Raw genomic sequence first — 26,493 nt, forward strand, 5'->3', positions numbered from 1 at the left:
TAGGCCGGGATGCTACAAAATATCTATGGTGAGAATGTCTAAAATAACGGACTGGCGAACTTGCGAATGTACGGGTCTAAATTATTAATACAATAGAAATTTGTATGTCGTCAATGATGACGTTATCTACCGAAAAGTAAGAGTAAAGGATACGAAATTCGGAACATCTAACGATGAGGGTGTAAAGATAACAGGCTTAAAGCAAGCACCTAAGGATATATGTATAGCTAAGTCAATCGGAACGTGGTAAGCAAGAAACTGTCACCAACGCCTACTAGCGGACAGATGCATATAAGGTTCTAACGAACCGAAATTGCTTCATTCTTGTGAAGGTGGGGACAAAGTACCGACGAAGCATGTAACGAATGTGGAGGGATAGTCCCTAGTCTTGTTCTTTGAAAACTAAATTAACTAGATGTAACTCACAGGATCGAGTAAGATGATGGGACTTTTCGTAAGAAAGGGGAAATAATACATCGGTGAGTACAACATTACGAAATGCAGAATATTACGATATACAAAAAATGTTCGATGATTTATACCAACGTAGTGAAAATAACGCTACTAAAGGTGTAAATCTATATAAATACATCATATCAAAAGAAAATATTCTATTGGCATATAGAAGTATAAAGGCTAACAGTGGTTCTAAAACTGAAGGAACAGATGGTATCACAATCGACCATTATAAAATGGAAGATGTAAATTCCTTCGTTGACGATATTAGAAAAACTCTCACAAATTACAAACCAAATACGGTACGTAGGATAGAAATACCTAAACCTAATGGGAAGAAACGCCCATTAGGAATCCCTACAATGAGAGATAGATTGATTCAACAAATGTTCAAACAGGTTCTAGAACCAATATGCGAGGCAAAATTCCACAAGCATTCATATGGATTCAGACCTAACAGGTCAACACACCATGCAATGGCTAGGTGTCAATATCTGATAAACAGAGGAAGATTTAGTCACGTAGTAGACATTGATATACAAGGTTTCTTTGACAACGTGAACCATTCCAAGTTATTAAAACAACTATACAACATAGGCATAACTGATAAAAGGGTGCTGACAATTATCTCTAAAATGTTAAAAGCACCAATCAAAGGAAAAGGTATTCCTACAAAAGGAACTCCGCAAGGAGGAATCCTAAGCCCATTACTTAGTAATGTTGTATTAAACGATTTGGATTGGTGGATATCTAGGCAATGGGAGAATATTAAAACAAGAAGACCATACACAACAGCAACCAAAAATCCATTGCTGATAAAAACAAAATTGAAGAAAATGCATATCGTTAGATACGCAGATGATTTTAAAATATTTACTAACAATCATCAATCTGCAATCAAAATATTCCATGCAGTAAAAGGTTATCTTAAAAATCAATTAAACCTTAATATATCTAATGAAAAATCGACTATAACTAACCTAAAAAGAAAATCTTCCGATTTTCTGGGGTTCTCTATCAAATCTGTTAAAAAGTGCGAAAAATATGTGGCAAACACACATGTAAGCGAGAAAAAGAAAAAAGATATCCTTGAAAAAGCAAAGACAAGGATTAAAGCAATTCAAAAAAGCCCATCAGGGAAAACAGTACAGGACTATAACTCTTATGTGCTTGGTATAAAAAATTATTACAAAATTGCAACACATGTAACTATAGACTTTGCTGAAATAGCCTTTCGTCTCTCGAAAACTTTGTTTAATCGTCTAAAATCAATAGGGAAATATAAGATTCCTACCAATGTGAATGCATTATACAAAAGAACTCATAGGAACAATTATAGAACCTTTGAAATAGCGGGCAATCATGTATATCCACTAGCGGACATACAAACACGATTCCCTCAAAGTTTTAGTCAAGACATATGCAATTACACTAAGCAAGGAAGACAAAAACTCATCAAAAGCCTAAAAGGTAACATTGCCAATGAAATGCAAAAGATGTTGCTATCCTCCAATAAAGGACAAAGCATGGAGTATAAAGATAACAGAATATCCAGGTATTCCATGCAAAATGGTAAATGCGCTGTCATCGGAATCTTCTTAATAGCTGAAGATGTGCACTGTCACCATAAAATACCGAAAGGTATGGGAGGAACTGACGAGTTTAATAACCTGATTATTGTACATGAATTTGTCCACAGATTGATTCACGCTACAAATGACGAGACGATTAGAACATATATGAGAATTCTTCAATTGAACGATAAACAATTGAAGAAAATAAACAAACTCCGTAAAGCTTGTAATCTAGTTACTTTAGTATAAGAGGATAAGATGGGGCGCTGTATGCGATGAAAGTCGCACGTACAGTGCTAAGCGGGGGAAAAGATGGAGATAACTTCAAAGTCTTACCTATCGCAACTGAAGTTAAATAGGTACCATTCACATTCAATCAGTTTTTTGAATGTAATAAGGTATCAAATTAATGAAAACACCCAAAAATGGAGAGTAAAAGTGTTTCGTAAGAAGGAGTGAGAGGATTGAATAATTTAAAGAAGAAGAAATTAAAAAAAGCAATTTCTCGTCGCACAAAGGCTATACAAAAATATGAGAAAGAAAGATTAGATAAAGCATGGATGAATCTTTTCATACAGTCAAGCTAGAAAACTAAAGGAAACCAATTCATTAAAGCAGCAAGTAAGGCTGTTTTAGGAATAGGTGTTCTTTTTATTTTGAAAAGGGAGATGGAGAAATGAAGGCGTTAAAGGATCAGTTACGTGAATGGAAAAAGAAATTTAAGTAAGGAAAGAAGAAAAAGAAGAAAAAACGAAAAGAGAAATTTAGCACTCGTGAAATTGAGGATTTAATGGGGATGCATAGACCTTGTTATGAACTAAGACGTGGAGCATTAAGACAAAAGTAATTAAAACATAAAAAGGAGTGGTCTTACATGACTAAACAATTATCTTTCTTACAAAAAAATTGACATAACAGCGACACAAAAAGAATTAGAAGGTGTGTTGGAAAGCATACGTGTACATAGGAAACTTGGGATGATGCGTAAGGAAAGAAAGTCACTCCTTCTTATGAAATACGTGAGCACGATCCTACACATGCAGTTGGAAAACCATTAGAAGATGTTGCTATAGCAAATATTCAACAGAGCAAACGAGAAGAGTGGCTTGAAAGAATGTCGTATTGATCAGTTTCTAAATCGATTAGGGAACGGACGTGCAGGAAGCATTCAAAGAGATATTATTTAGAAACGTTATTTAGAAGAAGAGGACGCATGTGATTACATGGTTTATAACGAAATAGGGATGTCAAAGCGTACGGTTTCCTCTTTTCATTGCTACCGATAATGAGACGTTATGTTAATTAGGTTTGAATATTGTATACAGACTAAAAACAGAAAAAACTTCCTGTCGTGTAGGTTGTTTTTTCTGTTTTTTTGATGATAGTTGTTAACTGATGTCTCACATTTCAAAAAACAACTTTTTTGTTTGCTTGTCCACACCATTTCACCTCTTTATGAATTATATAGTATTAAAGGAGGTGAAAAGAATGAATGAAGATATTATTTCAATTGGGGCAAATTGTATAGTGAGAATTAGAAACAGATTCTTTCTTCTAGTAGAAATTGAAGTGGAATTTGGAAATGTAGCCATAGAGGAATTTGTTTTTATTCGAATATCTGAGCAAGAAGCTAGAACATTGTTAGCAGGGGGTATTCAACTGGCAGGGATTCCTAACGGTTATTGCATGGCTTGCATTATTAAAGGGAATTTACATAATTGCATATCCTGAACCCTCTAAGAAAACAGACTTTGAAGTAAGGATACTATCAACACGTATAGTACTCGCTATCATTGGTGTTTTGGCTTTATGGATGCTTATAGTAATCTATATAAAATAATCTTTTTTTAATAAATAAAAGAGCCTGATATGAGAGAAAAGGCCTTTTCAAAAATTGCAATAGTAGGAAAAAGAAATACTTATATTGTCATTACCCTGTACGATCCATTTTGTTTAAAATATGGGGAGTTAAACTCACACATTAGTACACAATTGGAAATATAATCAGTATGTAAAGAAAGAATGTGTGAATTATTTAAACAAAAAGTGCTAACAAGTTTGCAAACGAACTTGCTAACACTTATACAAAATATACATAAATTATCGCTGATATGTCTTCCTCAATAATAGCCATAATAAATTAGAACACACTAGTACGAAACGCTCATAAAACCATTTTTAATTTACATGATAATAGTATAAACTCTATATTTCTTTTAATAATTTAGGGTTATATCTTTTCTGCATTAGCCGCTTTTAACCACGCTTCATAGAATTCTGTAACTGATGCATAACGTTCTGCACGATTTTTATTTACAGCACGATACGCTACCTCATATAATTCCTTACTTGCTTTCCATTTTATAAAAGAACGATCTTTTTCACCGCCTAAAAGTGAGAAAGCCATTGCTCCCATATTAAATACATTTGTTCTTTCATCGATTGTTGCGTTTAGTTCAAATTCCTCTGGTGACATAAAACGGGAGGAACCCCATAGCCGGCCCATTTTATTTATGTAAGGTTTCTTACTGTATAAATCTATATCACAAATTTTTGTTTCGTTTGTATTAAAATTATATAAAATACTGCCGTCATAAAAATCTATTGCTACATAGTTTTTCTTTTCTACATAAGTATGGAAAGAAAAAATGGAATGTAAGGAATGAATTCGTTCTATAGCAGATAAATGCCTAAATTTATAAAATGGTGAATTTGGATTTTTATATTTTTCAGGAGGTGGGAAACTCCAATGCGAATGAAGACATTCACCATCAAACCAATCGAAAATTAATACATATCCAGATTGAACTGGAAAATGATCAATTAGTCTTATGAGCGATTCATGCTTTAAATCTTCATAGATAGTAACTGAATTTTTTAGCCTTTTAATAGCATCACCCGTTGTTCCTTCATATGCAATTGTTTGTGCTCCTGCGTATTTGATAAATTTCTTGTGACCATCTTTTTCTACACCAAAACTTATATTACCTGAGTCTTGCTGGTCAAAAACTGCAAATACGGTCCCTAATTTAATAAGCCAATCAAAATTATGATATTCTTTTAATTGGAATGTTACACTATTTAACTGAATTTCGACGGAATTATCTTTCATAGCTTACCTCACATTTAATATAATTAAGTTGTACATTCCACTATTCGACATATTTTATGGAAATCCTATGCTAACAATATAAAATTTTATAAACATAATGATAAATACTTATAAAGAGGTGAATACAATGGATCAACAAATTGTTATTAAACCGTATCAAAAAGACTGGGTTGAAGAGTATATAAAAGAAAAAGAGAAATTCTGTTCCTTGTTAGGACAAGAAATAATTGCTGTTGAACATATAGGAAGCACAGCAGTAGAAGGATTAGGAGCTAAACCTCTTATTGATATGATGATTGGCGTAACAGAATTGCAAATAACTGAAAAGTGGATTGAAGTTCTATCGGAAATTGGATATGAGTATGTTCCAAAAGATGCAACCAATTGGCGTTTTTTTAGAAAAGGAAAGTGGAGAGCGGGTACTCATCATTTGCATGTTTATATTTATAATAGTGACGAATGGAGGAACAATATTTTATTTCGTGACTTTCTAATAAGCCATGAATGGGCACGTAAAGAATATAGAGAATTAAAAGAGATACTTGCTATTACATATGCTTTTGATCGTGTTTCATATACAAAGGCAAAAGCGCCGTTTATTCGAAAAATATTAGAATTGGCTAGAACTCAATGAATGTATAGATTCTTATCTAACTAGTTTTGAAACCTCTTCCTACACTTTTTATAGGGAGGGGATTTTTTGTTTTTTCATGACTAAATATATAATTTCTAATTATTGGAGGCAAACTATTTTATTTATTTTAATATTTCTAGTACATTGGAAATATTAAGGGGGAATTAAGCAATGAAAGCTATTGTACATCAAGATAAAAAAGGATTAGAGGGAGTAGGATATAAATTTTCATCTGAGATAAGTCCTAGTGCAGGTGAAGTAAAAGTAAAGTTAAAAGCTGCCGGGTTAAATCATAGGGATTTATTTATTATAAATAATAGAAAAGAAATGGATCTACCATTAGTAATAGGGTCAGATGGATCAGGAATTGTTACAGAAATAGGAGAAGGAGTTTCAAATATTACACTACATACAGAAGTTATTATTAATCCTAGTATTGGATGGGAACATGCTACTGAAGTACCGGAGTTACCGGAAGTGCTAGGTGGGCCGAAAGATGGAACGTTTGCTGAATATGTAATTGTACCAGTTGAAAATGTTGTAGAAAAGCCGTCATATCTTACTTGGGAAGAATCAGGTGTTTTATCTTTATCCGCATTAACTGCATACAGAGCGCTTTTTACTAAAGGTAGATTGAAGCGCGGCGAACACGTTTTAATTCCGGGAATAGGCGGTGGTGTTGCTACATTTGCCATGTTATTCGCGAAAGCAATTGGCGCAAAAGTGAGTGTTACTTCAAGGGTAGAGAATAAAAGGGAACTTGCTGCAAAATATGGTGCAGATATTTCTTTTCATAGTGCCGGAAATTGGGGAGAGAGCTTACAAGGTGAAAAAGTAGATTTAATAATAGATAGTATAGGTCCAGCAACTTTTTTGAAATATTTTGATGTATTAAAACCAAACGGAAGAATCGTGAATTTTGGTGCAAGCTCAGGAGATAAAATTGAATTACCATTACGCGCGCTATTTTACAATCAAATTGATATTATGGGAACATCCATGGGTAGCCGTGAGGAATTTAATGAGATGATAAAGTTTATAGAAAAACATCAAATTAAACCAATTATTGATAAAGTTTACTCGTTAGAAGAAGCAATTCGAGCACTAAGCCGTATGGAACGTGGAGAACAATTCGGAAATATTGTACTTCAAATGAATTAAAAAATATGATTTTGCAATTAGTATATTTAAATGAACATGTTATGTATTCCAAACATGAAAAAAATACGAATCGCCTTATTATAAAGGTTTACGAACTTTATACATAAATAGCGTATAAAATTTGTTTTATAATTGTCACATGAGTAATAGTAAAATAAGAATTAGATGAGAAAAGTTTAAGCCCATTTTCATAATGGTATTGTATACTGTGTAAATCAAGAACACTTGTAAGTAGGGAGAGAGTATTATGAATTACACAGTATTTCGGTGGTTTAATAATTTTGCTGATTCATCCAAACTATTAGATACGATAATGGTTGCTATTACAAATAGCGCTGCATACGTAGCCGTTCTATTTATGCTTATCTTATGGTTTAATAATGGAAAGAAAGAGAATGCAATTAGAAAACAATATACAGTTTTATATACGACGCTTTCGGTTATTATTGCATTAGTAGTAAATGTTCTTATACACGCAGTATATTACCATCCGCGTCCGTTCGTATCACATGATGTACACCAATTAGTGCCACACGCAGCAGATTCATCATTCGTTAGCGATCATTCTGTACTTGTATTTTCAATCGCCTTCGTATTTATTCTTAGAGGCGAAAAACTGAAATATATCGCGCTATTATGGGCAGTGCTAGTCGGTATATCACGTATGTACGTAGGTGTTCATTATCCTTTAGATATACTTGGTGCAGCATTCTTAACGCTTATTACGAGCGCTTTAGTAATGCAAAGTACACGTATGTTTGAACCAATAGCGAAACTTGTATTCAAAATGTATGCATTAGTAGCGAGACGAATTCCTTTCTTAGCAAAATATAACCATATCGCATAATTTTCTTATAAAAAGTTCCCCTTTGGAAATCCAGAGGGGAACTTTTTATAGGAAATAAGAAAAGAGTTTAGAGTGATATGCAATCAAGTTTTGGTGAAGTTAATATTCAGAAATTTCACGCACCGTATTTTAATGAAATAAAACAAAAACAAAAAATAACAATAGTTAGTTTCGTATTGTTTTAAAGGAATTAAAAAGAAAACTTCGAAACATATAGTATCGTAAACAAAAACTACAAATTATAAAACGCATCTTCGTACGAATCCATTCCAAAAGAGAGGAGATAAGTATGCAAAAACTTCAAACGAATAAAGGCGCTCGATATATGATGATTGCTTTTATTGTTTTGTTTCTTATTATGATTTTGCGTATAGTCTATATTCAGGCAGTAGGAGTCGTGCATAATGTAAATGTAAAGGATCTAGCGGATGAACAACATAATAAAAAGGGTATTTTAGAAGCGAATCGTGGCACTATCTATGACCAAACGGGAAAGGTGTTAGTACAAGATTCTACAACATATCGAGTTGTTGTGAATTTAAAAGGAAAAGATAAAGTGAAAAATAAAGATGAAACCGCACAACAATTAGCCGATGTGCTTGAAATTGATAAAGAAGAAGTATTAAAAAACTTTCATGAAGGGCGTACGCAAGTTGAAATTGGGAAAATTGGTCGGAACTTATCTAGGGAAACGAAGGAAAAAATTAACGATTTAAAAATACCAGGTGTATCTTTTATGTCGGAAAAAGCAAGAGTGTATCCGAATGAAGATTTTGCATCCTATATACTGGGTTTTGCTAGACCAGATGATAAAGGGAATACGGAAGGAAAGTTTGGGCTTGAAAAGAGTTTGGATAAATATTTGCGCTCTACAAACGGGAATATAGAATATGTGGGTACACGAAGGGGGATTCCGCTTACAAATGATATAGGTAAAGTAGAACCTGCTAAAAATGGGAATAACGTGTATTTAACGCTTGATAAACAAATTAATAGCTTTTTAGAAGAAGCGATGAACAAAGCACAAGAGCATTATGATCCTTCTATGTTAATTGGAATTATTGCTGATCCAAAAACAGGAAAGGTTTTAGCGATGTCTAGTAAACCTAGTTACAATCCTAATGTAGGTGATATCGAATACTTTTTAAATGATCCGATTGCAAATGCATATGAACCAGGTTCAACTATGAAAGTTTTTACGTTAGCAGCTGCCATTAATGAAGGTGTATATAACGGAAAAGAATATTTTCAATCTGGAAAATATTCCGTTGGTTCCTCTGATATAAAAGATCATAATGGTGGATTTGGATGGGGATCAATTACATTTGATGAAGGTTTTGAAAGATCATCAAACGTAGCTTTTTCTATTTTAGAAGATCAGTTACTGAAACCAAATAAATTTAAGCAATATATGAATAAATTTGGATTCAATCAAAAAACAGGAATAGATTTACCTGGAGAAAGTAAAAATACTTTATTATTAAATACGCAAATTCAACAGGTTACAACTTCTTTCGGTCAAGGTTCTACAGTAACTCCGATTCAATTAATCCAAGCGGCTACTGCTATAGCAAATGACGGGAAAATGATGCAACCATATATCGTTGATAAAGTTGTAAATCCAACAAATAAAGAAGTTATTATGGAAAATCAACCGAAAGAAATTGGGAATCCGATAAAAAAAGAAACAGCGGACAAGGTTAGAAGCTTAATGGAGCGTGTTATAACATCTTCAAAAGGAACTGGTACAATGTATAAAGTGGATGGTTATCCAATTGGAGGTAAGACAGGAACAGCACAAATCCCGAATCCTGAAAACGGCCGATATATGGAAGGGAAAGAGAATTACATTTTCTCCTTTTTAGGAATGGCTCCAATTGATGATCCGGAGTTAATCGTATACTTAGCTATTAAGCAGCCAAAGTTAAAAGGAGATGAGTATGGAGCTCAGCCTCTTGCTGAAATATTTAAACCTGTTATAAAAAACAGCCTTGAATATTTAAAGGTGAAACCGTATACAGAAAAACAAATAGCTGATGCAACGAAGCAATCTCAATTAAAAGTACAAAATTATGTAAATCAATCGATGGGTACAGCAGAGAAAAGTGTAGAAAAAGAGAAGCTACAGCCGGTAATTTTAGGAGAAGGAAAAATAATAAAACAATATCCACAGTCTGGCGAGGTAATGAGTGAAGGTGATCGTATATTTTTATTAGGGAATAACGCACAAATGCCAAATGTAAAAGGTTGGTCCATGCGTGATATTATGTATTTCTCTAAGCTTTTGAAATTAGATTTGAAAACTTCTGGTACAGGTTATGTAACGAGCCAAAGTATTGAAAAAGGACAAAATTTACAAGAAGGAGATACACTAGAACTAGAATTAGAACCGCCGTTACAACCGTTAACAGAGGCGAATACGAATTAATTCAAACTTGTTGAAGAACCTATATCCAATAGGTTCTTTTTTAAAAATTTATGAGTAATTTCACGCACCGTATTTTTTAGAAAAAATAATAAATAAAATACTTAACAGTTACTAAAACAAAAAAACTTACATATATTGAAATTAGAACGATTGTTCAATTTTTGTATTAAACGATGGAAGGAGTCTACATTGAATAAAAGACGATATGATAGTGATTTAGCCAAAGAAATAATAGGAGAAAAAGCGATAGAGTTATTTTCCTTAAAAGGGTATACAAAAACCTCCATTGATAACATTGCTAAAGCCTCTGGTTATAGTAAAGGACATATATATTATCATTATAAAAATAAAGAAGAATTATTTGTTTATTTAGCTAAAGACAGTATGAAAAACTGGCATGATAAATGGAAAATGGCAGAAAAACAGTATACAAACGCAACTGAAAAATTATATGGAATGGCTAAATTTGTACTTTATAATTACAAAACGCCGTTATTAAGAGCGGGGCAAGAACTTGCCTCTGATCCGAGCACGAATCCTTCTACAGTTCAACAACTTTATGGTTTAGCTGTTGTCCCTTTAAAGGCATATCAACAAATTTTAGATGAAGGTATAAAAAGTGGTGAGTTTTATATGAAAAATGTTGAGGGTTCATGCCTTTTATTAGGTTCATGGCTAGGTGGATTATGTCAATTCATTCATTCAATTGAAATGGAGAAATTAGAAGTTTTATTTGAAGAAGCTATTAAAATTTTTTTACTCTCTATTTCAAACAAATATATGTAGCGTGACACGCGAATTAGAACGATTGTTCAAATCCTTACACTCGTCCGTTTTCATTATATGTATAAACAACAGGAGGTTATTTATATGGATGAGCAAAGAGTCGCAATTATAACTGGCGGCGCTTCTGGTATTGGTAAAGCTTTAGCCATTCAATTAGCAAATAAAGATATATTTGTAATTATCGCTGATATTAATGAAGCCTGTGGCCAAAACCTTGTGAATAATATAAAAAATAATAATCAACTAGCTAGGTTCGAATATTTAGATGTTACTAACGCTGGATCCGTAGAAGAACTTATTATAAAAATAGTTAATGAGTTTGGTAGAATTGATTATATGTTTAATAATGCAGGAATTGCTATGTATGGAGAAGTATACGATATGTCTTTGGATGATTGGAAACATATTATTGAAATAAATTTATTAGGTGTAATTTACGGAACACAATTGGCTTACCAATTCATGAAAAAACAAGGATTTGGTCATATCATTAATACTGCTTCTGCAACTGGTTTAGGACCAGCTCCCCTTTGTACCGCGTATGCAACAACCAAACATGCTATCGTAGGTTTAACAACTTCATTACATTATGAGGCGGAAGAATACGGTGTAAATGTAAGTGTGCTTTGTCCAACTTTTGTAGATACACCCATATTTAAAAAATCAATTGCAATTAATATGAATAAGAATCAAATTATAAAACAACTAAAAACAAATAAGCCAATTTCAGCTGACAAGTTTGCTGAAATTGCACTGAAAGCTATTCATAAAAATAAATTAGTAATTTGTCCAATGCCATTAAAAAAAACGATGGACGTATTCTTTACTTTATTTCCTTATCTTCATAAAAAGCTAATGCGTTTCGTATGTCGAATTGGTCGTAAAGCAAAAATGACGGAAATATAAATATCTGATTGTTTTTTATTTACAGTTAAAAATAATTGTGATAATATGGAAAAAATCAAATGCAGTGAAGAGAAGAGTAAATAAAATGAATTTTTTACAGAGAGCTCCATTTAGCTGAAAAGGAGTAAAAATTCTTTATTGAACCAAGCCTCTGAGCAGCGCATCGGAACCTATTATTAGGGGATGGTGTGACGGGAGCTCCCGTTATAGAGCTATGGTATAAGCATGAGTTAGAATGCAGTACCTGATAAGGTTAATATGGTGACATATTAACAAACTAGGGTGGCACCGCGATGATAAATCTCGTCCCTAAGATTAAAAGTCTTGGGGGTGGGATTTTTTTATTGTTTTAAAACAATTTTGAAAGCGGGGGCCAAAAATGAAAAACTTTCTTAAAGATTGGAAATATCTTTTATTACTACTGTCCGGTGTTGGTATTGCGAATTTAGGGGCATGGATTTACTTAATAGCACTGAATGTACTTGTCTATAATATGGGTGGCTCAGCCTTAGCTGTTGCTACTTTATATGTAATAAAACCATTAGCCACTTTATTTACAAACGCTTGGTCTGGGAGTATGATTGATCGTTTAAATAAACGGAAATTAATGATTCACCTCGATATATATCGTGCGTTATCTATCGCTATTTTACCTTTACTTCCGTCACTTTGGATTGTTTATGTATTTGTATTCTTTATAAGTATGGCCAGTGCAATTTATGAGCCAACTGCTATGACGTATATGACGAAATTAATTCCGGTAGAACAAAGACAACGTTTCAACGCATTACGTAGTTTAATAGGATCTGGTGCATTTTTAATTGGTCCAGCGATAGCAGGGGTTTTATTAATTGCGAGTACACCAGAGATTGCTATATATAGAAATGCTATAGCATTTCTCTTATCAGGATTCATTACATTACTTTTACCTAATCTTGATAAGAAAGAAGCTTCGGATACAACAAGTAATACATTATCTCTTACAGTATTAAAAAAAGATTGGAACACTGTTATAAATTTTAGTAGAAAACATGTGTATGTCGTATGCGTGTACTTCTTATTTCAAAGTATGTTCGTATTAGCAACCGCTACTATAACAAATACAATTTTGTCAAAGAAATTAGCACCTTCACTTCTAATTGGAATAGGGTCATTATTCATCGCAATTGGTTATTTAATTTATGCTTTTTCAAATGTATTTTTAATAGCTGCTATTGGATTCTTTATTTTATCTTTTTCAATGGCATATGCAAATACAGGATTTTATACATTTTACCAAAATAATATCCCTGTTCATATGATGGGACGGATTGGGAGTATATATGGACTTGTTATTGCGATAGTAACAATCTTTATTACAATATTATCTGGTGTTGCGACTCAGTTCATTTCTATACAACTTGTAGTTATTGTAGGTTCATTGGTCATGTTATTTATTACTATCGTCTTATGTGTGTTTACTTTATTCCCAGCACAATCTAAGTTGTATTCTACTGAATCAATAAAGTGAAACTTTAATCAGGGGGCATCCCCCACTGATTATCAGCCCTCACCAATCGGGCTTTTACGGGCAGCAGGGTCCCCACTTAACTTCTTTGCTTTCGCTGAATTTTGAGATGGGGGTCTTACTGCCCACAAATAGCGGGATAAATTCGAAATGAACTTTGTGTTCTCATTAACAATTTATCGTATTTAATAAAAGGGTTCTTTCCCCTTTATATGGAAAAATTAATAAGGGGAAAGAACAATACCGAAAGATAAGGGTGGTTGTCGTGATAAAAACAAAAGATGAAATTGATAAAATTGTAAAAGAAATACAAAAGAAAATAGATTTCTCTGGAGTAGTTTTAGTAAAAAAAGAAAAAGACTTAGTCTATGAAAAAGCTTTGGGTTACGCAAACCAAAGTGAATGTATGAACAATACGATACAAACAAGATTTGGCATTGCCTCAGGATGTAAAATTTTCACTGCAATTGGGATCTGTCAACTTGTTGAAAAAGGTTTTATTTCTTTTCATACAAAATTAAAAGATTGTCTAGAGATAAAATTTCCAAACTTCGATGAAGATATTACAATACATCAACTACTAACACATAGCGCTGGTATACCAGATTATTTTGATGAAAGTATTATGGATAACTTCGAAGATCTTTGGAAACAAACACCTATGTATCTATTAAAGAGCTTAAAAGACTTTTTATCATTATTCCAAAAAAGTAATATGATGTTTGCACCTGGAACTAAGTTTCACTACAACAATGCAGGTTTTATCATACTTGGATTAATAATAGAAGAACAGACGGGACTTAAATTTACGGAGTATATAGAAAAGAACATTTTTAATCCGATTGGCATGAATGATTCTGGCTATTTTTCGTTAGATAGATTACCAAGACATACAGCTCTAGGATATATAAAGGACGAAACCAACCAAAATTGGAGAACAAACGCCTACTCTATACCGATAAAAGGAGGAGCTGATGGAGGTGCATATGTTACTGCACCAGACATGCTGAAATTTTGGGCGGCCCTATTTAATAATGAAATTTTAGGAAAGGAATATACAAAATTACTTTTAACTCCTCACATTCAAGTAAATGATAAACAGTCCTACGGCTATGGAATATGGATTGAAACACGAGAAAACAAGGTATTCAAATATCATGTAATGGGATATGATCCAGGCGTCAGTTTTCGCTCGGCTATATATCCAGAATTAGGAATCACTTTAGTTATTCCATCGAATAAAGGGGCAGGACCTGAAAAATTAATGACAGAAATAGAAAGAACTTTTTAATTATATGGATTTAAAAGAAGAGATACGAAAATAATTTAAACGGGTTCATGATTGTTTCCGTTTTGAAAAATATTTTAGTTAACGAGGAACCCTTTATTTATTAAATAAGGGTTTTTTGTAATTCTGTACAATTATATATAATTATATGGATTTTTAAATTAGAAAACATTACTATATAGTTGTAAATTTTTATTATTAATGCCTTTAGGATTTTTAGCACCTATCCTATGGGATAAATATAAGAAATTCAAAAGTACAGTTTTATTAGGATTTTCTATATCAGCTAGTATTGAATTGCTACAATTAATTGAGTCTTTATTTAGTGGAGTGGGACGTATTACTGATATTGATGATGTGATCTGTAATGTTATAGGTTCTATTGTTGGATATTGTATTTATAATATTTTTTTAAAAGCCATTAATAAATTTAACATTCGAGTGTTGGGTAAAGCTAATTCTAAAGGTGTGGAATTAGTTGATAAATAGGAGTTTAAACGAGTTATTAAAGGCGTACGAGTAAAAAGTACGTCTTTTTATTTTTATAAATAATGCTTAAGGCTGATGAGAAATCACATTTTCCATCTTACACTTGAAAGTAGCTATGGTATTTCAAGTATGGAATGAAAAGAGGAGAATATAATCTTTAAAGATAAACAAGTTTATAGGAGGATTTTAAATGGATATTTTACTTGTTGTTCTTATTATTGTTTTGATGCAAAGTAAAGAACGAAAAGTGAAAATAAACCGTATTTGGCTCATTCCGGCTTTGTTGTGCTTTGTAACAATCCAGTCCATTATTCATATGGGACAAATAACTTTGCTGCAAGGACTACTGTTTGTTGTAATGCTTGGAATTGGCTTAGGTCTAGGAATTATACGGGGAAGAGCTTTAACATTTCGATTTGATAGTAAAACAGGTCATGTACTACGAAAAGGAAATTGGGTAAGTACAATAATCCTTCTTGTTATTTTAGGAGCAAAAATTATGATTAAACAAAGTATGTTTTCTGATAGTACGCACCAGACATTAATGGTTGTAACAAATGCCTTTTTATGTATTACATTAGGCACTGTGATTAGTAGACGTTATTATATTTGGAAAAAATATAATGAATTAACACAAAAAACGTAAATACATTCACCCCTTGTTTAACATTGCTAAGAACGGTAATACTAATTAACATTGAACTTTTACAACAAGGGATGATAATATGATATACATTTACACAGATTTTGGTGGAACACATACTACCTCACTAGCTGCAGCGTATCATTTAAATAAACTACCAACGGATCGTAAGTTAACGAAAGAAGAAATCTTGAATGTAGATTACTTTAATAAATTGAAAACAGAAGATATGGGGAAAATTATTTTTCATGGAATCGATGAACATGGTCATCCTGTATATACGATTGGATGTGGCGCATCAAAAGTTGTTGTACCAGCGATGAAGCATTTAGGAGAAATCTTGCAAAAACATTATCAAAGTCATGAAAAGATTATTTTTTCTAATACATCACCAACCGTACCTTTACCAATGACTTTCGGTGGGCTGTTTTCTAGAAGGTTCCATATCGATTTTATTGGTGTACCGTTACTCGTATGGGGAGCAAAAATTTGCTGTGATAATATACAAAGGCTTGTTAGTTATACAAAAGAAGCTGGCCGATTAACGAATGATTATGTTGTAATTTTAGATAATGAAACTTTTAAATAGTATATGATAACAAGAAAATCGAGCAAATTCCTTGATTTTCTTTTTTATTTGTGAAATAGACAAGAAATAGTCACATTTAATATACATCTACTATAGCCAAAACAATAAAGTCCTGTTACTATTACAGGGATATTCTCTTTTCATAACATAAATATATAGAAAAATTAGAAAAGAGGAATTGAATTAAGGGAGGAACAACATGAAGCGTGTTGCTTGGATTACTGATAGTACAACTGCGAGTTTTAAAACAGAAGGAGATAACTTTGTTATCCCAATTGAAGTTATTATTGATGGTGTGTCGTACAAAGATTGCGAAGAAGGTGTGCGTGAGCGCGTTTATAATGCTTTGAACGAAGGTAAAACTGTCACTACATCACAGCCTAACATAGGGGAAATGGTAGAGTTATTTTCGAAATGCAAAGAAGAATATGAAGAGGGATTTGCAGTTGCTATTAGCGGAAAAGTAAGTGGAACCTATCAAAATATGAAGTTAGCTGCAGAAATGGCAGGTTTTCCATTAACGGTATTAGACAGTGAAACAACAAGTTATCCAATGGATGAACTAATTAGAAAAGCGAAATCGTTATACAATGATGGTATGACTTTACAAGATATACACAAAACATTAGTAGATGAAAAAAGAAGACCTTTCCACGTATTCCCGAAAAGTTTAAAAGGCCTTTATGCAAGTGGTCGTGTAAAGGGCATTCAATTTTTACTTGGAAGTTTATTAAGTGTTAACTTAATATTAGAAGTAAAAGGTGGAGAGCTTTTACTTGAAAAGAAAGTTCGTAAAATCCAAAAATGTCGAGAATATATTAAAAATGAACTTGAAAAAGAATTACCCAAAGTACTTCATATGTTCCATGCTAATGATAAAGATGGAGCCGAAGAATGGATTGCAGATATTAGACAAGCATTCCCTGAAATGGATTTCAAATTATATCCATTACCAATTTCATTTGCGGTTCATGCAGGTGAAGGTACAATAGCAATTAGTTATTAAAGTAAAACCCGTGAATTATTCACGGGTTTTTTATTTAATTAAAATGAAATGTGATCTCGACATATCTCCATCGAGGTTAGAAATCGATGGTCGAGTTACCTTCTCATATATAACTGTGGAATGCCTTTTTTATGACTTATCCAATTATTTCTTACAAGGTTTAAGGAGGATTGAGTTGAAAATGAATTGATTAAAGTGTAAAATTACACTAAATAACACATTAGTTACTTTTGAGGGGGAAGTAAAGTGAATAAGGAGCATGCAATTGAACTTATTTCAATGAAAATAAAGTTAATACGCACTGAAAAAAGATATACACAAGATAAAATGGCTGAAGTTCTCGGCATATCAAAAAAAACGCTTGTTCAAATTGAGAAAGGGAGAACGAATGCAGGTTGGACCAACACTGTTGCTATTTGTGCATTGTTTAGAGATAGTGAAGTTTTACAGAATACTCTTGGGGATGATCCATTAGTAGTAATCGAAACAATGGCCCACAATAGCACTAACAACTTCAAAGAAAAAACATTGGGAGGAAAAGTCTGGTGGAAGCAGATTCAAGAAAAAGGGAACTTTCGCTTACAACAAAATCTAATTAGTCAGCATTATCGTATTCTAGACAGACAGGATTATCGCTGGTTCAATTCGTTTGATTTAGAAGAAACGCTAAATCAACTTAATAAATTAGCAACGAATTCAGAACATCAAATAACCAGAACTACAATGAGCGAAAATAAATAGGAGGAAATTACATATGATCATCTTGCATTTTCTTTGGATTTACTTTATGCCAATTTACTGGTTATGTGGATTTATAGGTGGAATCTATTTAATTATTGCAGGTATCAAATATCTTAAATTACTTGTAAGTGTAATGGGATTACTTTGTCTTACCCTTGTCGTGTTACCTATTGTTTGTTGGGGGACAGGGATTAATGCGGAATTTCTTCTTACACCCGTTTCCAACTTTTCACTATTCTCTTTAAGTGGGTTAATAGCAGGATTTATTGGATTGTGGTCAAAAATTAAAGGCATAAGAAATATGGGATTTACTATTTTTACTTGTGGAGTAATAGGTGCCCTATTCTATTATTTAATGTCTATACCCGATTCATACTATATAGGATAGTTTTTCAAAACTCAGTTCATTTACAAACAAAAGGATAGTGAAACAGGAAAAACATTATTTCTATTCTTTCTGTCTAACTTATTAAATAAAAAGGAGGTGCTATAGAACTGGTAGCGTTTCCTTTTTTACATGAATCATTCACCTATCAGATAGGTTGCGCTCCAGTACGTAGTAGGTAGCATATCAATAGCTAGCTATAATTTCTACATTCTCTGACTTTAAATGATAAAGGAGATGTTATCACAGTTGTTCCTGCAAAGAAAAAATGAATAGTTGTAGTAAAAACATTCTAGAATACAGAAGCTTAGGAATATTGGATATAAAATATGATAAATACGAGGCATAAGCCAGTTTACAATTTTTATGTCAACACTACAAACTTGACATGTGTGTATTTCGTTTTGCACTGTAAATCATTCATATTGAGTAATAGAATTGTAGAAATATATAATAGAATATTCGCACTAATATTTATACAGCTACAATCTATTTACATATAAGGTTATTAGGATTATATTGAAAATGAAAGAGAAAACAATAGATGGAAGGGGATGTTTTTTATGTTTAAAAAAGCAGCACTAGGGATTTCATCGTTAGCAATTACAGCGTTCGTCGGATTAGGAATGGCAACAGAAGCTTCAGCTGGACCAGCAGCACCACTTACTTCACTAAACGTCGTACAAGTAGAGTCTGAGCTAGGCGGGGTAGAAACAATTAATCAGAACAGCTTCAGCACATCGCGTAACCACGGGGGAAAATATTTATATATTACAACGAAAGAAATGGGCTATGGCCAAAACCCATTTGCTAAAATGAATGGTTCTAATGTAAAAAGTATTGATTCCACTATAATTGGCGGAAGACCAATCGTTGGCTGGTATTATAAATGGGATGCTTCTGGACACCAACAAGGAACGTTTGAGTACCAAAAGACATCTATAAATTCACCATTTAATACAATGCGTACATCAATTTATATCCAATAATCTTGAAAGCGTTCGCACATATAGAATAGTAAAAAAGGTACTTCTAGGAGTACCTTTTTTTGATTTGAATCACGTTCATCTATATTTACAATCCTGATTTCACAGCAAAAATACTTACCATAAAACAAAATCCTTAAACGTCTATAAAATTAATATGAACGCGTAGTACAAGTCCGCTACAGTTAAAGTACGTAACTTTACATATTTCAACTCAATGAAGAAGGAAGAAACTGTAGTACTTACGCCGCAGTTTTTAATTTATCCATGAACTCATAGTTTAATTTTAAGTTTTTTAGATATATAGACATAACCGTACTACCTGCTACTCTTTTTTAAAATTCAAGATTAAAAAGAGTAGCTAAATTTAAATAAGCTTAGCTTGATGGATATGTGGCGGAACTCTAAAATTAATTACATCTTTTTCATAATATAAACAATTTTATATAGGGAGATGAAAGGATTTTTTAAAATAATAAAGAAGTATGTATAAACAAATATATAAATGGTAGTGATTAGGATGAAAATCAGTAAGTTTGCAGAAGTAAATAATGTAAGTGTAGATACGATTAGACATTATATGGATCTCGGACTCGTTATTCCTGAGAAAAAAGGAAGTCACTATTTTTTTGACGAGTATTGTCAAATGGATATAGAACTTATATTAGAGTACAAATGGATAGGGTTTAGCTTGAATGAAATTAAAGAACTGTTTCTTTATAAAAATTTAGGGAAATCCTTAGACTATGAAAAGGATATTTTTTATCAATCTTTATTTAAAGTAAAATATGAAAAGATTGAACAAGAGATAAAAACCTTAAAGGAACGAAAAGATAAATTAAAGAAAACGTTAAATAATTTATCTATAGAAACTGAAATTTCGAGTTCAATTTTAGGGGTAGATTTAAAAGTACTTCATTTATTTAAATGTGTTAAGTGTAACGGAAATTTAATTCTTGAAGATGGCATTATTAATAAAAATCAAATTGTTGAGGGGAAATTAATTTGTAATTGTGGTGAAGAATACGCGATTACTTCCGGAGTTTTAACAGCTGGAAAATTATTTGAGGTGTATAAGAGGAAATCACTTGAAGATTCTATTTCAGATTATATCCATGAAACGGATACTGCTTTTTTGGAAAATGTTCAAAGAGGAGGAGAATGGGCGAAAAAGAAACTAATGCAATTAGATTTAAATGAAAAAATACTACTTGATTTAGGGTCTGGTATTGGGTTCTTTTTACGAAATATTTATGAAGAACTACCGGAAGAGTGTTTATATATTGCTGTTGATCGAGATTTGAATAAACTTTTACTTTTAAAAGATGTAATTGAGAGAAGAAATGTGAAAAGAAATATTGTATTTATCTGTGCCGACTTTCTAAACATACCTATTCAGAATAATTCTGTTGATATTGTAATCGATCAATCAGGTACAAGTAATTATAGTTTTGAATATGAGGAGTTCTTATTGTGTGAATTAAATTCCCTTTTTAAACACAATTGTTATTTATTAAGTTCATTTATTTTATTTAATAAATTCAGCATAAATAGCCAAATTGCACCTAGACTCAGAGAGAATTTTACATCTGCAAAAGTAACAAAAGAAATCGAAAATTTACAGTTTCAATCTATTGATGAAAGTACTTCAAATTATTTGATACGAGGGGGAAGGTACGAGGATTTCTTTGTTCAAGGAGAAGAAATTTATACATATTCATTTTTCGGAAAAAGATGGGGTTAACCCCATCTTTTATTTATTTCCCCTTAAAACTTTTCAAATAGTACATATTGCTATTGGGTTGACCCAAGAACTTACAATGTACGTAACACAAAGTTAGGTAGGGGGAAAAGTGATGGGAAGTTTACGATTACATATAGAAAATAAAAAAAGAAACCAAGAACTAAGAAATATGTGTCTCTATTCATTCGGGAAAACAGTATCAATATTTGGTAGCTCTATTTATAGTTTTGCATTAGGATTATATGTTTTACATATAACCGGATCAGCATTAAATTTTGCCATTACGCTTATTTTAGGAACTATTCCGATGATTGTTATGAATCCATTTGCTGGTGTAATTGCAGATAAAGTTGATAAAAAGAAATTGGTCATTTGTATGGATTTACTAAGTGGAAGCTTATTAATTACTGTTTATATATTTAGCAGTAATTATGGATTAGACTTATTCACCATTTATGCTACTACCTTTCTTATAACGGTATTTACAACATTTTTTGGAATAGGATTAGAAGCTGCAAAACCAAATATCGTCTCCAAAGAGAGGCTAATGAGTATTAACTCTATAAGTAAAATTATCGATTCTATATCTTTAATTCTAGGTCCTATGTTAGGTGGTATTGTTTTTGCAGTCTTTGATATTAAAATTTTTATAATTATAAACGGTATTTCATTTATCCTTTCGGCTATTTCCATATTATTTATTAACTTTAAATTGTTTGAGCAAAACATAAATGAGGAATGTTCAATTAGAAAAATTAATTTTATTGAAGATATAAAGGAGGGATACTCTTACTTAATGGAGCGGAAAAGCTTAAAAAATACGTTCAGTATTTTAATTTCACTTAATTTCTTCTTAGGGTTTGCTGTAACTGTTCCATTGCCATACATTATTAATACAGTTCTCGATCTTGGTTCTAAACAATTTGGTATGATTCAAGGGACTTTTCCAGTAGGCATGATAATTGGTGCGATTTTAGTAAAAAAGATAACCGATCGTTTTTCTTACGCTTATCTTTTGAAAAAGTTAAGCTTTATGTTGGCGGTTTTTATGATTATTTCAGGAATTCCAGTTTTATTCAAAAGTTTTGAGGTAAATGATTTTGTATACGTTATTACCTATTGTGTTGTTATGTTCTTTTTAGGACTAATTATAGTGCTTATTGATATACCTATAGCTTATTTCATGCAAAAAGAGATTCCTGATGAATATAGAGGGAGGGTTCTCAGCATTGGATTAAGTATAAGTAAAATGATGCTTCCTATAGCAATGGCGCTATCCGGTCTATTATTAAATTATATTCCAGCCTACATGATTACAATTGTAGGGGGAATCTTATATTTAATAGTAATTAAAGTTTCATCGAATTGTTTCATATTAGAAGTTCATTCGAAAGATTATAGCGCTTAGTAGATCTTAGATTATTTATATAATGGATACTGCTACATTTTTCAAGATAAGAAATGCAAATACTATAAAATGAAAAAATCGGCTGATTTCCCATGAACAATTTTGAAAAGATTACATATTCGTTTTGGAGACTACTTTAAAATTGTAGGTTGAGGGGGATGAATATCGTTCTAAATACAATAAGAAAATTTAACTTTGTTGATTGACCTTCCCCTTACAGGAAGCAGTATATTTAAAATAATTAATTACAGGAGGTGAGTGTTATGCTTTCAATTGGAGAGTTTTCAAAAATATCTCATCTTACAATGAAGACGCTGCGCTATTATGATGAAATTGGGCTTTTAAAACCAGCTTTCATAGACCCTAAGAATGGATATCGCTACTATGATATTTTCCAATTAGAAATAGCTTTATTGATTACACGATTAAAAACTTATTTATTTTCGCTGGAAGAAATTAAGGATATTTTAGAAAATCGGGAGAAAACTGAATTGCTTAACTCTAAAATGAAAACCAAACAAGAAAATCTAACACAGCAGATAACATATTATTCTTCTTTATTAAAAAAATTAAAGCGTGATATTCAACAATTAGATGAAGAGGAAAGTATCATAGGTTACTTAAATCATATTGAGATTAATCTTGTAAATCACTTAACCTATAATATATCATCTCAGCGAAAACAAATTAATACCGTTGATTTCCTAACACACTTTAATGAGTTGTTTAGTAAAATTTCATTTGAAAATTTATTACCTATTGCAAAACCACTTGCTATTTTCCATAGTTCAGAATATGTACCTGAAAATTATGATGTGGAAATTGCGATTCCCCTTGCAGAAGCCACAAATAAAACAAAAGTGTTTAATCCCGGTCTTTGCGCAATGGCTACGCTTATTGGTTCTTATGAAGAATTACCTTTTATTCATACAAAGCTACACGTTTGGATTGAAGAAAATAACTATAAACTGAATGGAGCTCCGTTTGAAGTTTATAAAACGAATCCTTATAGCACACAGGAGGAGAATAATATCATAGAAGTTTATTTTCCTATAAAATGAATAAAGGAAGGAGCGTATCACAATGTATGGTATAAACCGGCCAACAATAAAAGAAAAAATATTAATTTTAGTTACTGAGATTATCTATCTAATCATTGCGTATTACTTACTTTTCATTACTTATTTCAAACCAGGCATTTCAATAGGGCTGTTTATAGCTTTAATTATCACCGCTTTACGATTAACGGCTATGATGTTTATATGGTTGCCTAGAGGGATTTCATGGCAAGAAGCCATTATGAACAGTATTGCTTTTGGAATTTATTATTTAGGTTTTCCAATCTTAATGATTACTAGTAATCAGGATCCTAATTTAATATTACTTACAATAGGTTGGATATTGTTTTTAGGAGGAAGTATGTTAAACACAGTTTCAGAGCTACTTAGAAAATCCTTTAAAGACAATCCTGTAAATCAAGGTAAGCTATATACAGGTGGTTTATTTAAATATGCGATTCATATTAATTACCTGGGGGATTGCCTTTGGGTGTTAGGTTTAGCATTTATCGCTAGCAATATTTATAGTTTATTTATACCTCTAGGCCTGTTCTTTGTATTCGTTTTTGAATATATTCCAAAATCTGATGGTTACTTACAGAAAAAGTATGAAGAACAATTTACAGTCTATAAACAGAAAACAAAAAAATTAATACCGTTTATTTGGTAAATCAGTTTCATAAATTATAAAAAGCGCAGGATCAGCATCCTGCGCTTTTCTATCGTAATTCAGCGGTTTTTCTAATGACAATCTTATCAATATCATCTTCTTCATCACCAATAAATAATCCGCGTTCTTTTAAATATGCTTCAAAATATAAATCTGCTTCAGCGCGTTCGTCATATGGCTTTACAGAGAGAACGAAACCTAATTTGTTTTGTTCTTCTAAGTGAGAAGTGGAGATGTAAGCCGGTACATTATGGCGTAAAAAGAGTTCTTTAACCGGAATAATCATATCTTTCATTAATTTCGTTAGCATACCCATTTCAAACTCGAAATTAAAGCGATCTATACTACATAAATCAGCGAATACTACACCGATAAAACCTGTATTAAATACTTCTTGATATTCTACTTCTTCATCATTACCGTAAAAATTCTTTTCGATTAAATAATTTACAAAATAAGCAATACCATCACTTTGTTCAAATGGTTTCGTTGAAAGAACAAAGCCAATTTTCTTTTGTTTATGTAAATACACACATGACATGTATGCTGAAATGTTATGTTCTTTAAATAAAGCACTTGTTGCTCCAGAGAGACCATCTAATACGTGATGAACAATTTGAAGTTTTTTACGAGCGAAATAATAGGATTTCTTTTGTAACTCCAATGTATCAATAAAGACAGAGCCGATAAAGCCTGTATTTGAAATAATAGGTGCTTGCTTTTTTCTTCCTCTGCGCTTTAATGGAGCCATTGTTAAAATCATCCCTTCATGTACGTTTAAAATAAAAAGAACGTTTGTTCGTATATTTATATTTTACTATTAAAACGCTATAAAGTAAAGGGTTTTTGATGAAAATATAACAAAAAAGACACCTTATAAAAGGTGCCTTAAACGCTGTAGGGAATAGGGTTTACCCTAACTATTTATATTATGATACAGAAACAATCTCTTCTGTATCTTCTACATCTAAATGACAGTCCATAGTACGAACATCTTGATCTTCATGACTTCCGAAATAAATAGTAATTTTCATATGTATCGCTCCTTTATTCTAGGAATACCTAAAATAATTACTAGTAATGTTAATATTTATTATATACCACTTTTTTCATTCCGACAACGTTATATCATTTTTAATTATTTTAAACTATAGAGCACAATTTAAAGAGGTACTTTTTATAGAAAAAGGTAAATTTTTAATATGTTATATTTAATATAGAAGAATTCGAGGAGTACTTTTTATGAAAAGGAGAACTATTGATGAATTATAAACAACTACTAATAGATAACTTTGCATTTAAAACTTCATATGTTGCGCAATTTGTGCCCGGAATGAGTATAAAAGAAACACAAGATTATATTGCTGTTGATTGCGGATTACCTGCAGATACATTCAATGTCATTACTCTACTAAACAATAATTTAACGGTAGGGATAGAGAAATTATATAAGGAGGTAGACTACTATAATCAAAAGAAATTTCCAATGAGTGTTTGGTTATGGGATGAAGAGCAAGAGCGGGATATAAAAAGCAAGTTAAATAAAATCGGTTTAAAAGAAGCGGAGCAAAATATTGCGATGGTAGCAGACTTAAAAACAATTTCTCCAACAATAAACATGCCAGTAAGTTTTACAATTCAACAGGCATCTTCACCTGCACAAATAAAAAAATTTGGAGAAATGTTAGCTAATCTATTCGGCGCATCAGAAGAAGGTATACATGTACAAGCATTCTATAATCAAATTTCTAATCTTGATTTATGGAACAGTGAAAATATGAAACTATTTTTAGGATTTTATGAAGGGGAAGTCGTAACTGTTGGTTCATTGATATGTTCAAAAGATAGTATTGGTATTTATGACATCGCAACTAAAGAGGAAATGAGAGGACGAGGATTCGGATCTACTATGTTCAATTTCCTTCTGCAAGAAGCACAAAAATTAAAAAATACGTATTGTGTGTTACAAGCTTCACCCGATGGAATCAACATTTATAAAAAATCGGGATTTCAAGCTATTGGCAAAATGACTGTATTGGAAAATCGACATTTAATTGAGTAAATCATTCAAGTTA

The 26,493-nt window shown here is 31.9% G+C and carries 23 protein-coding genes, 4 pseudogenes and 1 other annotated feature; of the genes and pseudogenes, 25 read left to right on the top strand and 2 right to left on the bottom strand.

Annotated elements, in window-relative coordinates; translation table 11 throughout:
• Positions 1-479: 479 nt before the first annotated feature.
• From ltrA to NST27_RS12710, 5 genes and pseudogenes are all read left to right on the top strand, one after another.
• Positions 480-2,279 (top strand): group II intron reverse transcriptase/maturase, encoded by a 1,800-nt coding sequence (gene ltrA, locus NST27_RS12690; protein WP_000108308.1) that lies wholly within the window; start codon positions 480-482, stop codon positions 2,277-2,279.
• Between the two features lie 215 nt (positions 2,280-2,494).
• Positions 2,495-2,617 (top strand): DUF3983 domain-containing protein, encoded by a 123-nt coding sequence (locus tag NST27_RS12695; protein ID WP_141526351.1) that lies wholly within the window; start codon positions 2,495-2,497, stop codon positions 2,615-2,617.
• Positions 2,618-2,904: 287 nt separating this feature from the next.
• Positions 2,905-3,289 (top strand): annotated as a pseudogene (locus tag NST27_RS12700) (ArpU family phage packaging/lysis transcriptional regulator); the annotation flags it as partial.
• A gap of 229 nt (positions 3,290-3,518) precedes the next feature.
• A pseudogene (locus NST27_RS12705) lies at positions 3,519-3,707 on the top strand (hypothetical protein); the annotation flags it as partial.
• Positions 3,685-3,870, top strand: a pseudogene (locus NST27_RS12710) (hypothetical protein); the annotation flags it as partial. The pseudogenes NST27_RS12705 and NST27_RS12710, both read left to right, overlap by 23 nt.
• A gap of 390 nt (positions 3,871-4,260) precedes the next feature.
• On the opposite strand, the gene NST27_RS12715 reads toward NST27_RS12710, so the two are convergent.
• A complete protein-coding gene (locus NST27_RS12715; RefSeq protein ID WP_000654550.1) occupies positions 4,261-5,142 on the bottom strand; it encodes a protein kinase domain-containing protein in 882 nt (293 codons plus the stop codon).
• A gap of 127 nt (positions 5,143-5,269) precedes the next feature.
• On the opposite strand from NST27_RS12715, the gene NST27_RS12720 reads away from it, so the two are divergent.
• The 19 genes and pseudogenes from NST27_RS12720 to NST27_RS12810 all read left to right on the top strand — a co-directional run bounded on the left by NST27_RS12720 (position 5,270) and on the right by NST27_RS12810 (position 24,418).
• Positions 5,270-5,776 carry a GrpB family protein gene (locus tag NST27_RS12720; protein WP_000372688.1) on the top strand — a complete coding sequence of 169 codons (507 nt, stop codon included), beginning with the start codon at positions 5,270-5,272 and terminating at the stop codon, positions 5,774-5,776.
• Positions 5,777-5,947: 171 nt separating this feature from the next.
• Positions 5,948-6,937 (top strand): zinc-binding dehydrogenase, encoded by a 990-nt coding sequence (locus NST27_RS12725; RefSeq protein ID WP_000644502.1) that lies wholly within the window; start codon positions 5,948-5,950, stop codon positions 6,935-6,937.
• Positions 6,938-7,184: 247 nt separating this feature from the next.
• Complete coding sequence (locus NST27_RS12730) at positions 7,185-7,784, top strand: undecaprenyl-diphosphatase (RefSeq protein ID WP_001110155.1); 600 nt, start codon at positions 7,185-7,187, stop codon at positions 7,782-7,784.
• Between the two features lie 289 nt (positions 7,785-8,073).
• Positions 8,074-10,212: a penicillin-binding protein gene (locus tag NST27_RS12735; RefSeq protein ID WP_001170959.1), complete on the top strand. Its 2,139-nt coding sequence runs from the start codon at positions 8,074-8,076 to the stop codon at positions 10,210-10,212.
• A gap of 189 nt (positions 10,213-10,401) precedes the next feature.
• The gene (locus tag NST27_RS12740; protein WP_001042683.1) at positions 10,402-10,998 is read left to right on the top strand and encodes a TetR family transcriptional regulator C-terminal domain-containing protein; all 597 of its coding nucleotides are present in this window, start codon (positions 10,402-10,404) and stop codon (positions 10,996-10,998) included.
• An 84-nt stretch (positions 10,999-11,082) separates the two neighbouring features.
• Positions 11,083-11,904, top strand: coding sequence for an SDR family NAD(P)-dependent oxidoreductase (locus NST27_RS12745; RefSeq protein ID WP_000344373.1), 822 nt, complete (start codon positions 11,083-11,085; stop codon positions 11,902-11,904).
• A 55-nt stretch (positions 11,905-11,959) separates the two neighbouring features.
• Positions 11,960-12,218 (top strand) — a binding site (T-box leader).
• Between the two features lie 65 nt (positions 12,219-12,283).
• Complete coding sequence (locus NST27_RS12750; RefSeq protein ID WP_098289690.1) at positions 12,284-13,414, top strand: MFS transporter; 1,131 nt, start codon at positions 12,284-12,286, stop codon at positions 13,412-13,414.
• A 262-nt stretch (positions 13,415-13,676) separates the two neighbouring features.
• The gene (locus NST27_RS12755) at positions 13,677-14,702 is read left to right on the top strand and encodes a serine hydrolase domain-containing protein (RefSeq protein ID WP_000598048.1); all 1,026 of its coding nucleotides are present in this window, start codon (positions 13,677-13,679) and stop codon (positions 14,700-14,702) included.
• A gap of 189 nt (positions 14,703-14,891) precedes the next feature.
• A pseudogene (locus NST27_RS12760) lies at positions 14,892-15,188 on the top strand (VanZ family protein); the annotation flags it as partial.
• 190 nt (positions 15,189-15,378) lie between these two features.
• Positions 15,379-15,834: a DUF1453 family protein gene (locus NST27_RS12765; RefSeq protein ID WP_000353709.1), complete on the top strand. Its 456-nt coding sequence runs from the start codon at positions 15,379-15,381 to the stop codon at positions 15,832-15,834.
• 79 nt (positions 15,835-15,913) lie between these two features.
• Entirely contained in the window at positions 15,914-16,420 is a 507-nt protein-coding gene (locus NST27_RS12770; RefSeq protein WP_000639421.1) for a DUF3189 family protein, read from the top strand.
• Positions 16,421-16,619: 199 nt separating this feature from the next.
• Positions 16,620-17,426, top strand: a complete 807-nt coding sequence (locus NST27_RS12775; protein WP_000831932.1) for a DegV family protein — start codon at positions 16,620-16,622, stop codon at positions 17,424-17,426.
• A gap of 246 nt (positions 17,427-17,672) precedes the next feature.
• Complete coding sequence (locus NST27_RS12780; RefSeq protein ID WP_001031006.1) at positions 17,673-18,167, top strand: helix-turn-helix transcriptional regulator; 495 nt, start codon at positions 17,673-17,675, stop codon at positions 18,165-18,167.
• 13 nt (positions 18,168-18,180) lie between these two features.
• Positions 18,181-18,555, top strand: a complete 375-nt coding sequence (locus tag NST27_RS12785; RefSeq protein WP_000584709.1) for a hypothetical protein — start codon at positions 18,181-18,183, stop codon at positions 18,553-18,555.
• Positions 18,556-19,115: 560 nt separating this feature from the next.
• A complete protein-coding gene (locus NST27_RS12790) occupies positions 19,116-19,541 on the top strand; it encodes a DUF4879 domain-containing protein (RefSeq protein ID WP_000472917.1) in 426 nt (141 codons plus the stop codon).
• 517 nt (positions 19,542-20,058) lie between these two features.
• Complete coding sequence (locus NST27_RS12795) at positions 20,059-21,282, top strand: methyltransferase domain-containing protein (RefSeq protein WP_000703290.1); 1,224 nt, start codon at positions 20,059-20,061, stop codon at positions 21,280-21,282.
• Between the two features lie 112 nt (positions 21,283-21,394).
• Complete coding sequence (locus NST27_RS12800) at positions 21,395-22,690, top strand: MFS transporter (protein WP_000535174.1); 1,296 nt, start codon at positions 21,395-21,397, stop codon at positions 22,688-22,690.
• Between the two features lie 263 nt (positions 22,691-22,953).
• A complete protein-coding gene (locus NST27_RS12805) occupies positions 22,954-23,751 on the top strand; it encodes a MerR family transcriptional regulator (protein ID WP_000948769.1) in 798 nt (265 codons plus the stop codon).
• A gap of 22 nt (positions 23,752-23,773) precedes the next feature.
• Positions 23,774-24,418, top strand: a complete 645-nt coding sequence (locus NST27_RS12810; RefSeq protein ID WP_000274257.1) for a methyltransferase family protein — start codon at positions 23,774-23,776, stop codon at positions 24,416-24,418.
• Between the two features lie 49 nt (positions 24,419-24,467).
• Here the strand turns inward: NST27_RS12810 and NST27_RS12815 are convergent, their stop codons facing one another.
• Positions 24,468-25,181, bottom strand: a complete 714-nt coding sequence (locus tag NST27_RS12815) for a hypothetical protein (protein ID WP_100070391.1) — start codon at positions 25,179-25,181, stop codon at positions 24,468-24,470.
• Positions 25,182-25,679: 498 nt separating this feature from the next.
• On the opposite strand from NST27_RS12815, the gene NST27_RS12820 reads away from it, so the two are divergent.
• The gene (locus NST27_RS12820; RefSeq protein WP_001107067.1) at positions 25,680-26,480 is read left to right on the top strand and encodes a GNAT family N-acetyltransferase; all 801 of its coding nucleotides are present in this window, start codon (positions 25,680-25,682) and stop codon (positions 26,478-26,480) included.
• Positions 26,481-26,493: the final 13 nt, after the last annotated feature.

Source organism: Bacillus sp. FSL W8-0770 (assembly GCF_038008705.1).
Taxonomy (GTDB): domain Bacteria; phylum Bacillota; class Bacilli; order Bacillales; family Bacillaceae_G; genus Bacillus_A; species Bacillus_A cereus.

Bases quoted from the DNA above. Each gene is read 5' to 3' on its own strand.
- NST27_RS12715 (WP_000654550.1), bottom strand. From the start codon at position 5,142: ATGAAAGATAATTCCGTCGAAATTCAGTTAAATAGTGTAACATTCCAA.
- NST27_RS12720 (WP_000372688.1), top strand. From the start codon at position 5,270: ATGGATCAACAAATTGTTATTAAACCGTATCAAAAAGACTGGGTTGAA.
- NST27_RS12725 (WP_000644502.1), top strand. From the start codon at position 5,948: ATGAAAGCTATTGTACATCAAGATAAAAAAGGATTAGAGGGAGTAGGA.
- NST27_RS12730 (WP_001110155.1), top strand. From the start codon at position 7,185: ATGAATTACACAGTATTTCGGTGGTTTAATAATTTTGCTGATTCATCC.
- NST27_RS12735 (WP_001170959.1), top strand. From the start codon at position 8,074: ATGCAAAAACTTCAAACGAATAAAGGCGCTCGATATATGATGATTGCT.
- NST27_RS12745 (WP_000344373.1), top strand. From the start codon at position 11,083: ATGGATGAGCAAAGAGTCGCAATTATAACTGGCGGCGCTTCTGGTATT.
- NST27_RS12750 (WP_098289690.1), top strand. From the start codon at position 12,284: ATGAAAAACTTTCTTAAAGATTGGAAATATCTTTTATTACTACTGTCC.
- NST27_RS12765 (WP_000353709.1), top strand. From the start codon at position 15,379: ATGGATATTTTACTTGTTGTTCTTATTATTGTTTTGATGCAAAGTAAA.
- NST27_RS12770 (WP_000639421.1), top strand. From the start codon at position 15,914: ATGATATACATTTACACAGATTTTGGTGGAACACATACTACCTCACTA.
- NST27_RS12775 (WP_000831932.1), top strand. From the start codon at position 16,620: ATGAAGCGTGTTGCTTGGATTACTGATAGTACAACTGCGAGTTTTAAA.
- NST27_RS12785 (WP_000584709.1), top strand. From the start codon at position 18,181: ATGATCATCTTGCATTTTCTTTGGATTTACTTTATGCCAATTTACTGG.
- NST27_RS12790 (WP_000472917.1), top strand. From the start codon at position 19,116: ATGTTTAAAAAAGCAGCACTAGGGATTTCATCGTTAGCAATTACAGCG.
- NST27_RS12795 (WP_000703290.1), top strand. From the start codon at position 20,059: ATGAAAATCAGTAAGTTTGCAGAAGTAAATAATGTAAGTGTAGATACG.
- NST27_RS12800 (WP_000535174.1), top strand. From the start codon at position 21,395: ATGGGAAGTTTACGATTACATATAGAAAATAAAAAAAGAAACCAAGAA.
- NST27_RS12805 (WP_000948769.1), top strand. From the start codon at position 22,954: ATGCTTTCAATTGGAGAGTTTTCAAAAATATCTCATCTTACAATGAAG.
- NST27_RS12810 (WP_000274257.1), top strand. From the start codon at position 23,774: ATGTATGGTATAAACCGGCCAACAATAAAAGAAAAAATATTAATTTTA.
- NST27_RS12815 (WP_100070391.1), bottom strand. From the start codon at position 25,181: ATGATTTTAACAATGGCTCCATTAAAGCGCAGAGGAAGAAAAAAGCAA.
- NST27_RS12820 (WP_001107067.1), top strand. From the start codon at position 25,680: ATGAATTATAAACAACTACTAATAGATAACTTTGCATTTAAAACTTCA.